Annotated in this window: 16 protein-coding genes; 12 read left to right on the top strand and 4 right to left on the bottom strand. The window is 68.3% G+C overall.

Annotated elements, in window-relative coordinates; all coding sequences use genetic code 11:
- Positions 1 to 91 precede the first annotated feature (91 nt).
- Genes AB0H21_RS37020 through AB0H21_RS37055 form a run of 8 tightly spaced genes read left to right on the top strand, consistent with a single transcriptional unit; the run spans position 92 to position 5,861 of the window.
- Positions 92 to 463 carry a metalloregulator ArsR/SmtB family transcription factor gene (locus tag AB0H21_RS37020; RefSeq protein ID WP_358526158.1) on the top strand — a complete coding sequence of 124 codons (372 nt, stop codon included), beginning with the start codon at positions 92 to 94 and terminating at the stop codon, positions 461 to 463.
- Positions 460 to 1,281 (top strand): aquaporin, encoded by an 822-nt coding sequence (locus tag AB0H21_RS37025; RefSeq protein ID WP_358526160.1) that lies wholly within the window; start codon positions 460 to 462, stop codon positions 1,279 to 1,281. Before AB0H21_RS37020 ends, AB0H21_RS37025 begins: the two co-directional genes overlap by 4 nt.
- A complete protein-coding gene (locus AB0H21_RS37030) occupies positions 1,172 to 2,242 on the top strand; it encodes a tyrosine-type recombinase/integrase (protein WP_358526212.1) in 1,071 nt (356 codons plus the stop codon). Before AB0H21_RS37025 ends, AB0H21_RS37030 begins: the two co-directional genes overlap by 110 nt.
- Complete coding sequence (locus tag AB0H21_RS37035; RefSeq protein WP_358526162.1) at positions 2,239 to 4,308, top strand: tyrosine-type recombinase/integrase; 2,070 nt, start codon at positions 2,239 to 2,241, stop codon at positions 4,306 to 4,308. The genes AB0H21_RS37030 and AB0H21_RS37035 overlap by 4 nt, the downstream gene beginning before the upstream one ends.
- Positions 4,305 to 5,039, top strand: coding sequence for an MIP/aquaporin family protein (locus tag AB0H21_RS37040; protein ID WP_358526164.1), 735 nt, complete (start codon positions 4,305 to 4,307; stop codon positions 5,037 to 5,039). Before AB0H21_RS37035 ends, AB0H21_RS37040 begins: the two co-directional genes overlap by 4 nt.
- Positions 5,036 to 5,281 (top strand): hypothetical protein, encoded by a 246-nt coding sequence (locus tag AB0H21_RS37045; RefSeq protein WP_358526165.1) that lies wholly within the window; start codon positions 5,036 to 5,038, stop codon positions 5,279 to 5,281. Before AB0H21_RS37040 ends, AB0H21_RS37045 begins: the two co-directional genes overlap by 4 nt.
- The gene (locus AB0H21_RS37050) at positions 5,278 to 5,712 is read left to right on the top strand and encodes an arsenate reductase ArsC (protein WP_358526167.1); all 435 of its coding nucleotides are present in this window, start codon (positions 5,278 to 5,280) and stop codon (positions 5,710 to 5,712) included. The genes AB0H21_RS37045 and AB0H21_RS37050 overlap by 4 nt, the downstream gene beginning before the upstream one ends.
- Positions 5,709 to 5,861, top strand: coding sequence for a hypothetical protein (locus AB0H21_RS37055; protein ID WP_358526168.1), 153 nt, complete (start codon positions 5,709 to 5,711; stop codon positions 5,859 to 5,861). Before AB0H21_RS37050 ends, AB0H21_RS37055 begins: the two co-directional genes overlap by 4 nt.
- 79 nt (positions 5,862 to 5,940) lie before the next feature.
- On the opposite strand, the gene AB0H21_RS37060 is transcribed toward AB0H21_RS37055, so the two are convergent.
- Together AB0H21_RS37060 and AB0H21_RS37065 are read right to left on the bottom strand one after the other, a co-directional pair.
- On the bottom strand, positions 5,941 to 6,426 hold the full coding sequence (locus tag AB0H21_RS37060) for a DUF397 domain-containing protein (protein WP_358526169.1): 486 nt from the start codon (positions 6,424 to 6,426) through the stop codon (positions 5,941 to 5,943).
- Position 6,427: 1 nt separating this feature from the next.
- Positions 6,428 to 7,291, bottom strand: a complete 864-nt coding sequence (locus tag AB0H21_RS37065; protein ID WP_358526170.1) for a helix-turn-helix transcriptional regulator — start codon at positions 7,289 to 7,291, stop codon at positions 6,428 to 6,430.
- Positions 7,292 to 7,513: 222 nt separating this feature from the next.
- Here AB0H21_RS37065 and AB0H21_RS37070 point away from each other — a divergent pair, with 222 nt between their 5' ends.
- Complete coding sequence (locus AB0H21_RS37070) at positions 7,514 to 7,963, top strand: ATP-binding protein (RefSeq protein WP_358526172.1); 450 nt, start codon at positions 7,514 to 7,516, stop codon at positions 7,961 to 7,963.
- Between the two features lie 41 nt (positions 7,964 to 8,004).
- Here AB0H21_RS37070 and AB0H21_RS37075 read toward each other — a convergent pair whose 3' ends face one another.
- Positions 8,005 to 8,847 (bottom strand): phosphotransferase, encoded by an 843-nt coding sequence (locus AB0H21_RS37075; RefSeq protein ID WP_358526174.1) that lies wholly within the window; start codon positions 8,845 to 8,847, stop codon positions 8,005 to 8,007.
- Positions 8,848 to 9,593: 746 nt separating this feature from the next.
- Between AB0H21_RS37075 and AB0H21_RS37080 the strand changes: the two genes are divergently transcribed.
- Together AB0H21_RS37080 and AB0H21_RS37085 are read left to right on the top strand one after the other, a co-directional pair.
- Positions 9,594 to 9,812: a hypothetical protein gene (locus AB0H21_RS37080; RefSeq protein WP_358526175.1), complete on the top strand. Its 219-nt coding sequence runs from the start codon at positions 9,594 to 9,596 to the stop codon at positions 9,810 to 9,812.
- 102 nt (positions 9,813 to 9,914) lie between these two features.
- Entirely contained in the window at positions 9,915 to 10,877 is a 963-nt protein-coding gene (locus AB0H21_RS37085; RefSeq protein WP_358526177.1) for a phosphotransferase, read from the top strand.
- A gap of 44 nt (positions 10,878 to 10,921) precedes the next feature.
- Here the strand turns inward: AB0H21_RS37085 and AB0H21_RS37090 are convergent, their stop codons facing one another.
- Positions 10,922 to 11,917 (bottom strand): TauD/TfdA family dioxygenase, encoded by a 996-nt coding sequence (locus AB0H21_RS37090; protein ID WP_358526179.1) that lies wholly within the window; start codon positions 11,915 to 11,917, stop codon positions 10,922 to 10,924.
- Positions 11,918 to 12,021: 104 nt separating this feature from the next.
- On the opposite strand from AB0H21_RS37090, the gene AB0H21_RS37095 reads away from it, so the two are divergent.
- Positions 12,022 to 12,699, top strand: coding sequence for a pentapeptide repeat-containing protein (locus tag AB0H21_RS37095; protein WP_358526180.1), 678 nt, complete (start codon positions 12,022 to 12,024; stop codon positions 12,697 to 12,699).
- Positions 12,700 to 12,708 lie beyond the last annotated feature (9 nt).

Raw genomic sequence — 12,708 nt, forward strand, 5'->3', positions numbered from 1 at the left:
ACGGTCTCCCCTCGTTGACGGTCCTGTATCGACGTTCGTCTATATGATTGGGAGGTTGCCACGCTGATTAGACGCCTGTCAACATAGCCCCATGTCGAAACAGTCGCTTCCGGTGCTCGGCCAGACGGAGGGGTGCTGTGCGCCGATGGTGCGCGAACCGCTGGGCGAGACCGACGCCGTCGAGCTGGCGCGGATGTTCAAGGCGCTGTCGGACCCGGTCCGGCTGCGACTGCTGTCGCTGATCGCCTCCCACGAGGGCGGCGAGGCGTGCGTGTGTGACCTGACCGGCCCGTTCGACGTCTCCCAGCCAACGATCTCCCACCATCTGAAGGTGCTGCGCGAGACCGGTTTGGTGGGTTCGGAACGGCGGGGGACGTGGGTGTACTACTGGGTGCTGCCCGATGCGCTGGCCCGGCTGTACTCCCTGCTCCAGGCCCCGATCGCCATCAGGGTCGGCAGGTGAGCACTGCCATTCCGCTTTCTCGCCGGGTGGCGGCTGAGGCGGTGGGCACGGCTGCGCTGGTGGCCGTGGTGGTCGGCTCGGGCATCCAGGCCACCGAACTGTCGCGCGATGTCGGCGTGCAACTGCTGGCCAACTCCCTGGCCACGGTCTTCGGCCTGGGCGTGCTGATCGCGCTGCTCGGCCCGGTCTCCGGCGCGCACTTCAACCCGGTGGTGTCACTGGCCGCCTGGTGGACGGGCCGCCGGGGTGGCGATGGGCTGAGCCTGCAAGAGCTGGCCGTCTACGTGCCGGCGCAGATCGGCGGAGCGATCGGCGGTGCGGTGCTGGCCGACGCCATGTTCGCCCGGCCCTTGGTGGCCTGGTCCACCCACGAACGCTTCGCGCCGCACCTGTGGATCGGCGAGGTCGTGGCGACCGGCACACTGATCCTGCTGATCTTCGGACTCGCCCGCGCCGGGCACGCGCGCCTGGCTCCGGCCGCGGTGGCGTGCTGGATCGGCGCGGCCTACTGGTTCACCTCCTCCACCTCGTTCGCCATTATCTGGACACCATCGTTGATCATTCCTCCCGGCCGGTGCCGTTTGGCCTGGCGGGGGACGATCGTGGACAGAGCTGGAGATGCGGGTGCGGGTACGGCGTTCGGTAGGTGCCGACGGCAAGGTCGTAGTGGAGCTGGTGGACGTCGACGGGCGGCCGGTGGCGGTCGTGATGGCGTTCTTGGAGCACCTGTCGGCACGGGGCTGTTCGCCGAACACGGTCCGGGCCTACGCCTACGACCTGCTGCATTTCTGGCTGTTCCTGGGCTCGCGGGGGTATGAGTGGCAGGACTTCTCCGCGGTGCACGCCTTGGAACTGTTGGCCTATCTGCGGTCGGTGGTGGTGACGGGCCCTGGCCAGCGCCTGGGCTTGTCGGTGGCCGTGGACTCCTCCGGCCAGACCGGGCGGCGGCTGGCGCCGTCGTCGGTGAACCGGGCGTTGGCGGCGGTGTCCTCGTTCTACGAGTTCGTGATCTTGGGTGGGTGGGGCGGCGCGAATCCGATCGAGCAGCGGCCCGATCCGGCACTGGCACGGGTGAGCGAGCGGCATCGCCCGGCGCTGGGGTCGTCGAGTCGGCAGCGTCCGGTACGGCGCAGCGTGCGGGTCAAGACGGTGGAACGCCTGCCGCGGCCGCTGGAAGAGGCGCAGGTCCAGGCGCTGGTGGAGGCGGCGCGGTCGCTGCGGGATCGGGCGTTGCTGCTGCTCATGCTGGAGGGCGGGCTGCGGCCGGGCGAGGTGCTGGGGCTGTATCTGGAAGACGTCGCCTACGGCAGGCGGCGGGTGACGATCCGGCACCGGGAGGATCATCCGGCGGGGGTGCGGAGCAAGTCACGGACCGAGCGGGTGGTCGACCTGCACGAGGGCGCGGCGCTGGCCGCGCTGAGCGCCTACGTGATGACCGAGCGGCCAGCCGAGACGAGCACGGAGCTGGTGTTCGTGATCGGCTTCGGGAGCCGGCGTGGGGAGCCGCTGGGCTACGACGGGCTGGTGCGGATGTTCGCGCGGTGCGCGCAGCGCGCCGGGATCCGGCAGCCGTGGATCACTCCGCACACGCTACGGCACACTCACGCCACCAGGATGTGGGAGGCGGGCATGCGGGAACTGGCGCTGCAGCGCCGGTTGGGGCACGCCACACCCGAGTCCACCCGCCGCTACACCCGGGTGTCCGACCCGCTGGTGGTCGCCGAGTATCGCCAAGCGCTCGGCCGCGGCGCCGACACGAGCGCGGGCGAGGACGCGTGAGCCTGCCCGAACCGCTTCGGCCCGGGCAGTGGCCGGACGGCCACGTCGATGAGCAGACCTTCGCCGCCTACCTGGCCGAGTTGCCGGTCAGCAAGGTCTGGCGGCAGAAGCAGGCCGCGCGGCGGCGGGCGTTCGTGGCCCGCTGGCCGCGCCTGGAGGACTGGCTGGCTGAGCCGCTGCCAGTGCGGGTGGGCAGCCTGCCCGGCCAGCGCGCCGATCGGCTGACCGACCGGATCAGTTTCGAGGGCCGTCTCTACGTGATCCACCTGTCGCTGCAGCATGGGCTGCGGCTGGATTGGCCGTATCTGACCGCTGCGGCGACGTTACGGGTCCCGCGCAACGTCGGCGGCAGCCTGGCCGCCGGCATCGAGTGCCTGGTAGCGGACTCGGTACAGCTCGGCTACACCCGCCGGTCGTCCGAGCACGCGTTCTGGCCACTGGTCGGGCGGCTCCTGCTGGCCGCCGGCCACGCCGACCCCGCGCGGCTGGGTGAGGCGGATCTGACCGCCTATGCCCAGGCCCTCACGGAGTTCGCCAAGAGGGAGGACGTGGCCGCCTTCTACGGCCCGGCGGAGGCGTTCACCGTTCGTGCCAGGATTCTCCGCAGCCACTTGCACCGGCTGGCGACGGTGCTCTACCACCGCGGCCAACTCGCCGAGCCACCGTCCATGGCCAAACCCACCTACGCCCAGCGTCACGTCGGACCACCGGCGATGGAAAAGATCTTGGTCTGCTACCTGGAAACCCGCGCGCTGGACGCCCGCCCATCGACGCTGGAGAAGGTGGAGCTGGGATTGCGGCGCTTCATGGCATTCCTGGCCCAGCACGCGCCGCAGGTCACCGATTGGGAGCACGTCACCCGCCAGGACGCGCTGGCCTTCGCCACCTACCTGGACACCGCGACCGGGTTCCGAAGCGGGCACCCCTTGCGCGCCGGCCAGCCGGGAAATCCGCTGGCGATAATGACCAAACGCGCGATGCTATCGGCGGTATCGGTGTTCACTAGCGACGTCGCGAGCTGGGGCTGGCCCGGCGGGCCGACCCGGCCGCTGCTGGGCGCGGGCGACCTGCCCAAGGTGCCCCGGCGAGTGCCCCGCTATATCCCCGATCACGAACTGGACCGGCTGATGGCCGCCGTCACCAGCCTGCCCGACTCCTACCAGCGGGCCGCGCTGCTGATCGCCCGGTGGAGTGGTGCCCGCCGCGACGAGATCCGCCGCCTGGAACTGGACTGCCTGGATGCCTACCCCGACGGCACTCCGCGGCTGCGGATTCCCGCAGGCAAGACCCGGCGTGAACGCCAGGTCCCCATCCACCCTGACGCCGCCGACGCCATCCGCGCCGTTCAAGTCGATCGGGGCGCCGAACGCGGCTTCCGCGACGATCTGTCCGGCACGGTGGTGCGACGGCTGTTCGTCCGCAAGGGACGCCCCTGCTCGGCGTCCTACCTATTCGACGCCTCGCTGGAGACTGCCTGCGTCGCGGCCGGGCTGGTGGACGCTGCCAGGCAGCCGACCATCACCGCGCACCGGTTCCGGCACACCGTCGGGACCCAGCTCGCCGAGTCCGGCGCTCGCCTGCACACCATCATGCAGGTTCTGGGCCACACCAGCCCCGGCATGTCGATGGTCTACGCCCAGATCAGCGATCCCCAGGTCCTGGCCGACTACCAGTCCGTCCTCACTCCTGGAGCGACCATCGCCGGTCCCGCCGCCGAAGCGCTGCGGGGCGGGAGGCTCGGCCCCGAAGCCGTTGACTGGCTCACCACCAACTTCCTCAAGACCGAGCTGGAACTTGGTCACTGCCTGCGGCTGCCCGCCGAGGGTCCGTGCGAGTGCGACCTCTACCTGTCCTGCGCCAAGTTTGTCACCACTCCCCGCTACGCCGACCGGCTGCGCCGCCGTCATCGCATGCAGCAGACCCTCATCGACGACGCCCGGACCCGCGGCTGGGAACGGGAGGTCCAACGCCACCAGGCCACCGCCGCCCGCATTCAGGCCCTGCTCACCGAGCTCGGCGAACCCCTCCATGAGAACCACGACTTTGACGGGCAGGTCTGCCTATGAACACCGCACTGGCCCGCCGCGTCTTCGCCGAGTTCCTCGGCACCGCGCTACTACTGGCCGCCGTGATCGGGTCCGGCATCGCCGCGCAACGGCTCTCCCCGGACGATGTGGGGCTGCAACTGCTGGAGAACTCCACCGCCACCGCCGCCGCGCTGGTGGCCATCATCCTGGCGCTCGGCCCGGTCTCCGGCGCCCACCTCAACCCGGTGGTCACCCTTGCCGACCGTGTCTTCGGGGCCCTAACCACCGGCCAGGCCGCCGCCTATATCACCGCGCAACTCCTCGGCGGCGCAGCGGGCAGCGTCATCGCCAACCTGATGTTCTCCCTGCCCGCGGTCCAGATCTCCACCACGCATCGCAGCTCGCCCGGCCTCTGGCTCGGCGAAGTCGTGGCCACCTTCGGCCTGCTGCTGGTCATCTTCGGCGTCGTCCGATCCCGACGGCCGTCAGCCGCGCCGTTCGCCGTCGGCGCCTACATCGGAGCAGCCTATTGGTGGACCTCATCGACCAGCTTCGCCAACCCAGCAGCGACTTTGGCCCGCACGCTCACCGACAGCTTCGCTGGCATCGCTCCCGCCTCCACCGGCGCGTTCCTGATTGCGGAACTCATCGGCGCCGCGCTGGCCGTGCTGGCCATCGCCATCCTCTATCCCAACATCAAGGACAGCGCGCCCGACGTCGTCCTGCCCCACAACAGCCAGGAGGCTCAACCACTTGAGGTGACCCCTTGACATCTGTCCAGATAATCGCCAACCCCGCCGTCACCATCGGGCGCGCGTTCACCGGCACCTTCGCCGGCATCGCCCCGACCTCGGCGCTTGCGTTCATAGCCGCTCAGCTCCTCGGCGCCGCCACCGGCCTGGGCTTGGCCGCCCTCCTGTTCGACCCGCTCGTTCCCCCACCGGCCCGCGAAGTCGTCGACGCTGCTGTCCCCGCTGCATCCTTCTCCGAGCAAGGAAATTCCCGCCCATGAGCACCACCGTCCCGTCCGTGCTGTTCGTCTGCGTCCACAACGCCGGCCGATCCCAGATGGCCGCCGCGTTCCTCACCCACCTGACCCAAGGACGCATCCAAGTCCGTTCAGCCGGTTCGGCCCCCGCCGACGCAGTCAACCCCGTGGTGGTAGCGGCGATGAACGAGGTCGGCATCGACATCTCCGCCGAGATCCCCAAGGTGCTCACCACCAAGGCGGTCCAGGCCTCGGACGTGGTCATCACGATGGGCTGCGGGGACGCCTGCCCGATCTTCCCCGGCAAGCGGTATGAGGACTGGCAGCTGGACGACCCGGCCGGACAAGGCATCGACGCCGTACGGCCGATCCGCGACCAGATCGAGGCCCGCGTCGGCGCGCTGATCGCCGAACTTCTCACCTCCGAGACGACGACCGCCACCGGCCCGGCATGAGTATGCGCGTCCGGGCCATGACCGAAGAGGACGCCGGACGGGTGCTGGACATCTACCAGCTCGGCATCGACGAAGGACAGGCCACCTTCGAAACCACCGCCCCGACCTGGCAGCACTTCGACGTGGCCAAGCTCCCCGCCCCCCGGTAACAGACGATCACCAACACATCGCCCGGTAACCTCAGCCGGGGCCGTCCCGATCCCTATTGCGCACGAAGTTGTTAGATGATCAGGCGAACTCGCCGGCGAGAACGCCCCGCCGGAACGCGTCCCACTCCCTTTCGGTGTAGCGCAGGTCAGCGTGTGCGGGATCGCGCAGGGCTACGGCTCCAAGGGCGAAGTAGGAGATTTCGATGCGATCTTCGGGGCTGCTTCCCGGAGCGGCCAGCCAGGTGACGTCGGAAAGATCCACCGCATACAGCGCGGCTTTCTCCGGCGGCTGCGTCTTCGACGGAAGCGCGCGACCGTCCAGGGCGGGGTCTGCGTGATGAGCGGAGAGTTTCTCCGTAGTGAGCGCGCAGAGGAAGGCCGACCATGCGGATACGGAGACCCGCGCAGCGGGAAGGCCGGTGTTTTTCGAGTCGCGAATGGCCACGGCGGCGAGGCCGGGGATGTCGGCGACTTCGACGCACTGCCCGTTGTTGGCGGTAAAGCTGCTCTTGCGCCAGACCAGGTTATCGATGTTGGCGGCGTGCAGGTCGGCCGGGTTGACCATGTCAGGCGACCTCTTTCTTGGCGTCTTCGATCAGCTTCAGACTATCTTCCGCGCTCAGCGCGGCCCGCGAGAGGTTGGCGAATAGCCGGTTCAGGCGGCGTAGGTCACGGGGGTCATCCATGAAGGTGCTGCCGGCGACCGACTCGGCGAAACCGACATCGGAGTCGGTCTCGTCGGGGAAGGAGAAGATGGTGAATGCCCCGGTGTAGGTGCCGTTCTCTCCCTGCTCGAATGGGATCACGCGCAGGCAGACGTTGTCGAGCGCGGAGATGGCGATCAGATGCTCCAGCTGGGCGTGCTGCACGTCGGCACCGCCCACCCGGAATCGAATGGCTGCCTGGGTCACCACCGCGGTGATGGACAGGGGGTCTTCCTCCTGCAGGCGCCGCTGGCGCGCCATGCGCACCTCGACGAGGCTGTCGACCTGGTCGGGGCCCAGGGCAGCGAATCCCACCGCGGTTACGGCACGTGCGTAATCCTCCGTCTGCAGGAGCCCCGGCAAGAACACGGTCTGGTACTCCCGGCTTTCGACGGCATCGGCCTCGTAGGCAAGGAATTCGGCGTAGTTGGCGCTGATCACGTCGCCGTAGGCGTGCCACCACGGAGGGGTCTTCTGGCGACCGTGCTTGCAGAGTTCTTCCAGCTCCGCTCTGCGCTCGTCGTCGACTCCGTACAGCTCCATGAGCCGGCGGAAGTCGGAAAGGGTGCAGGTGCGTTTCGCGGTCTCGATACGGCTGACCTTGGAGCCGTGACAACCGATCTGCTCGCCGACCTGGTCAGCAGTCAGACCGGCCAGGTCGCGGAGCCGGCGGAGTTCCGCGCCGAGCTTGCGCCGCGCCGTGAGCGGGCTACTGGGGACTGCCATTGCGTGCTCCCCTCATGACCGCCCGCACGGGCGTGTTTCCGCAGTGCCGGTGACATGGTACGTGTACGCATTCGAAGTATCCCATGCACGAGTTTGGCAATTTGCCAGGCATGTGCTTGACGAGATGCCATAGTAGGGCGAGCATGTGCTGTGAAGCACACCAGCCTCATCGGCCCCAATACGCACGCGGCGTCCCCCGCCTATGTGCCGTGTGGAGGAGCAGTGAACGCTATCTGGACAGCGGATCAGTGCCAGGCAGCCCTCGGACGCTTCTCCTGGGCGCAGACCCTCACCCCGGCCCCGGCCGCCCTCCAGGTGATCCGGTATGCGGCGGACATGTGGCTGAGACGCTGGCAGATGACCGGCGTAACCGATGCCTGCCTGTCGACCATCACTGAGTTGTGCAGCAACGCCAAGCACACTCCCGACCGGTACTTCTGTCTCACGCTGAGCTGCTATTCGACCCATGTCCGAATCGATGTGCGTGACCACTCCCCCGTCGTGCCCGCGATCCCGAAGGTGCCCGACGACCTGCCGGACTTCGACGCCGAAAACGGGCGCGGCCTGTACATCACCGCCTGCCACGCTGATCGGCTGGGCGTCAACGTTCTCACCGACGGCAAAGTGATCTGGGCAGAAGTCGATCCGCTGGATTGCCCGGCCGCCGTCTGACGCCCCGCACTGCGCGAGACCACTTCCCGATCTGCCTGCCCCTATCCGTCCTGCAGGAGAATCAGGAACCGCTCGGCTTGGCGTTGCAGAGTTCCGACTGGATTGCGAAAGTGAGCCGAACCGCCGGGGAGTAGCCGCAAAAACCAAAGGCACGCCATCAGGCGGCGAAGTTGCCGCAGGCGAGGGTTCTCATCTGCGGTCAGATCGAAGCGCGCCAGCAGCGTCTCAGGGTCGAGGGCTTGTGTCGCCCACAGGGTGATGTGCTCGGCGATCTCCGCGAGCTCATGGCAGCGGTCGCTGCGGCCGGAGTATTCGAAGTCGACGAGGTGCACACGGCCGTCTGTGCCCCACAGGTCTGTGCCCCACAGGAAGTTGCCGAGGTTGCCGTCGCCGGAGCCGAACACGGGCCGCGATCGGCTTGTGAGGAGCGATTCGATCTCCGGGGCGAATAGCCAGTCGGCTCCGGCGTCGAAGGCTTTGACCACCAGCGGGTCACCGCCGAGGTCCGGCCGCCGGCTGTACTGCGCGCGCACCTGCTGGAGCATCGCAGCGGGGGCGCCCAGCCGCGGCGGCAGCTCGCGCACGACATGCGTCGGGATCGTCTCCTGCACCGTAGTGATGGCGATGACCATGGCCTCCAGCTGGTCGGTCGTTACGGCGGTGAGGCCCAGCGGCACGCCGGTCAGGCGGGACATCATGATCGTGGGCGGAACCGCGTCCAGTCCGGCGCGCACAGGTGCGGGCGCCAGGCCTGGCGCGTGCACAGTCAGCAGCTCCAGGGCGCGCCATTCGCGCTGCGGCTGCTGGTGTTCCCAAGATGGGTAGCGTTTGGTCACCGTGTCGGGACCGATGTCGAGTGCGTGGGTGGTCGATGGACCGGTCACGGGCTTCTCCTGTTCGCGTTACCTTTGCTGGTCGTGACCGCGAAGCGCCGATGCTACACCGGTGCTTGTGGCTCTGTAGGTGAACGGGAGCCAGACGTCGACGGTTGTTAGAGCCACATGTTGATCTTCCCGCGTCGAGATGTCGGTGAGATCGAGAGCCACGGTCGGCACAGGCCACCGGCCCCGGATATCCCGGCCGCCTGTGACCGGCAGGGTCAGGACCTGCCCCTGTCCTCGTGGCGATCCTATGAATCGCCGGGAAGGAACGGACTGGCCCGCTCCGAATCGCGTCGACACCGAGCCGCCGCCGGCCGAACTGGCTCCGCCCCTCACGAATGTCTGGCCCTCGAACCTCACCGACATATCCATGCTTTCGTGGCCAGGAGGTGCAGCAGGTGATGGGCAGAGGGAAGGTTGCCTCGCGGCGAGCGTGCGCAGGAACCGCTAGCGGCATCCGGAGCAACGCCTCCAGCCACGCCGTCAGCAAACCCAGGGCACCCAGGCTTTGGGTCAACTTCAACCGCCGCCCCAGCAGCAGAACCAGCGCCAGGAACGCCAACACGGCCAGTAACAGCAAACGAGCCATCCTGAAGAAACCTCGCCTTCTAGCAGCTCTGCACTCAAGGTGCACACCGATTGGAACCCCGCGAACGTCTTGGTCGACGGGAAGACGGCGCACCTGGTCGGCTGGAGCTGCCCCCCTCGGGGAGCGGCGTGGATCGACCCCTGCGTGCTGGCTTGTCTGGTTGATCCAGGCCGGCCACGACCCGGCCGACGCCGAGCGCGCCGCCGCACGCGCACCGTCCTGGGACACTGCATCCCATGACGCCTTGGATTCCTTCGCCGCGACGCAGGTCAGCTTCTGGACCTCGGTCGCCCGCGACAAATCTGACCCACGGGCGAACAAGCTCGCCGAGGCCGCTCGGTGCTGGGCGTCGTACCGGCAGCAGTTCGCGCGCTCATAGATCGCGCGGCAGCCTGGTGATCTCCCCACGTCCTGCGCGGCCGCGTCAGGCCGTCCCGCGTGTTGTTTGAGGCTGTAGGTATTGTGAGGCAAGCTGGCGCCCATGTCTGATGACCCTGGCACTTTGGTGGGCCGCAAGGCTCTGGCGGTTCTGAGTCGCTGTGTGCTTCGCGGTGAGCAGGTCGTCGGCGAGCGCCGACTGTCTGGGGGTTTCAGCAGCGACAACGTGCTGTTGCGAACTGACCAGGGGAAATCGTTCGTGCTGCGGCGCTATCCCCGCAGGAATACGTGCGCCGTCGAGGCGGCGTTGATGCAACTGGTCGCGGACCGGATTCCGGTTCCGGAGGTGGTCTACGCCGACGGCAGCGGGGAGCTGCTGGGTGAGCCGTTCATGCTGACGCGGTTCGTCTCTGGGGTGCCGCTGACGGCGGTGTTCGCCGGGGCCGGGGAAGAGGAAGGCCCGCAATTGGCCGAGGCCGTGGCCGGGATCCTGGCCACGGTTCATTCCGTACGGTTCGGTCGGCCGGGCTTTTTCTCCGACGGTGCCCTGCGGCCGGACGCCGCGCCGCCGGATCACCATGACGATCTGGTGGCCTTCGTTGAGGCCAGCTTGGCCAGGGGGCATGCCGATGCTGCGCTCGCCGCTGTGGAGAAGCGGGCTCTGATCGCGCTCGCGGCAGCGAGCGCACCGCTGGTGGCCGCGGTGGGGGATGCGGATCAGTTGGTGCACTCCGACTTCAACCCCAAGAACCTGATCATGCGCCCAGGCGAGCGCGGGGGGTGGCAGGTGTCGGCGGTTTTGGACTGGGAGTACGCGTTCTCGGGTTCTGGCCTGTTCGATCTGGGCAACATGCTGCGCTTTCCGCGGGACCTGCCGCCTGGCTTTGCCGAGCAGTTTCCTAGGGCGTACGAGAAGGCCGGTGGGGTGCTGCCGGAGGGGTGGCCGGAGATCAGCAAGGCCCTCGACCTGTTCGCGCTCGCGGATCTGCTGACCCGCCCGCCGGACCATGCGTTGTTTGCCCAGGCCGTGGCTTTGATCCGCCAGAGGCTTACCCGACCTCGCTGAACCACCGGCATGCCGGGTGACAGAAGTTGGCGGAGCAGCGGTCCTCATTGAGCCGTCCCTGCCATGGCGACGAGCACCTGGCGCTGCCCCTGGTAGGGGCGGCGGCCGTGTGCGACGGCAGTGTTGTCGACGAGCAGCAGGTCGCCCTGCTGCCAGGGTTCGGCCCAGCTGCACGCGGTGAAGGTGTCGTTTATGGTGGTGATATCGCTGTGGGGGATGGCGGTTCCGTCGCCGAAGCAGGCATTGCGTGGCAGGTGGTCTTCGGGGAGATCCCGGACTGCGGCGGCGATGTCGTCCGGTAAGGCTGCGGGATGGAAGAGGTTCGCCTGGTTGAGCCAGACTTTCCGTCCGGTGCCGGGGTGTGCGTGGGTGGCCTGGGCGGTGTGGACGGTGTGCAGGACGGTGCCGTCGTCGTGCCACTCGGTGGTGATACCGGTCTCGGCGCATAGGCGGTCGACCTTGGCCCGGTGTTCGGTCTGGAAGGTGTCGGTCCAGGGAACGTCGAGGCCGGGCCGGTACCAGCGGTCGTAGCGGACGCCGTGGGCCTGGAAGCGAGAGACGAGGTCGGCGGGGAGGCGGTCGAGGACGTCGGCGGTGGAGGCGAGCGGGGTCTCGCCGCGGCTGGTGGCCGGGGTGATGCACCAGAAGCCGAGCACGGCTGGCCAGGTGGCGGCGTATGACTGTTCGCTGTGCATGTGGATGGCTTGGTCGCTCCGATACTCGGTGGAAGTGAACACCTTGCCCTTGATGCGGCTGCGAGGGGTGGAGCGGTTGAGGTATTCCAGCAGCGGGGCGTCGGCGATGAGCGCGACGGTCTGGCCGAAGGTCTGGGTGGTGGTGACAGTGCCGCGGAGCCGGAAGGCTCCATAGTCGGTGAGCAGGCAGCGCGCGGTACGCAGATGCGCGCGGGTCCAGTCGAGCACGTCAACGGGCTGGTGCTCGGTCTTCACGGTCACGGTCGCGGGCTGCCAGGGGCCGGTCCCCTGCTGGTGCAGGGACGGGCCGGCGAGGGCGATCCTGGTGGCGTGGTCTTGGCTCATTGTCTCTCCCGCTGGTGGGTGCGCCGATAGAGTCGGGTCTCCTACTGTGGCTCGGCGAGCAAGGCCATCGCCGGGCCCGGACCGGTGCCGTATGTCCTCTTCCGATGTCTGTGAGGTCTGCCGTGTCGTCCGCCACGCCCCGCGAACTCGCCGATCTGCCCTACGCCAGCTACCTGGAGCCGCTGCGCGGCGACCTGGAGCAAGAGGGCGATTACAACACCGTCCACGCCGACGGGACGGTCTTTGAGGACGCTGAGGCCGGCAACGCAGGGTTCACCGAGTCTGTGTTCTCGTCGGTGACGTTCACCGGGGGTCGGATGCAGCGCGCCCGGTTCCATGACGTGTGGCTCCACACCGTGCGCTGGGTGGGCACCGACCTGGCCGAGACGAGCTGGCTGGATGCCGAGGTCGTCTCGGGCGCACTGGCCGGGGTGGCGGCGTTCAGCGCGGAGCTGCGCCGGGTGAGGTTCTTCGACTGCAAGTTCGACTCGGTCAACTGGCGCACCGCCACCCTGCAGGAGGTGCAGTTCGTGGGCTGCCTGCTGCGGGGGGTTGACTTCGGCGGCGCCAGGCTCACGGACGTGACCTTTCCCGGCTCGACCCTGGAGGGGGTGCGGCTGAGCAAGGCCCAGTTGAAGAAGGTGGACCTGCGGGGCGCTGCGGCGCTGGGGATCGCCGAAGGGATCGAGGCGCTCAAGGGCGCCACCATTGACCACGGGCAGCTGCTGGACCTGGCGCCGCTGTTCGCCCAGGCGCTTGGTGTCATCGTCAAGGACCGCTGAGACCTGCCG

This window comes from Sphaerisporangium sp. NPDC051011 (assembly GCF_040653595.1).
In the GTDB taxonomy this organism is placed as follows: Bacteria; Actinomycetota; Actinomycetes; order Streptosporangiales; family Streptosporangiaceae; genus Sphaerisporangium.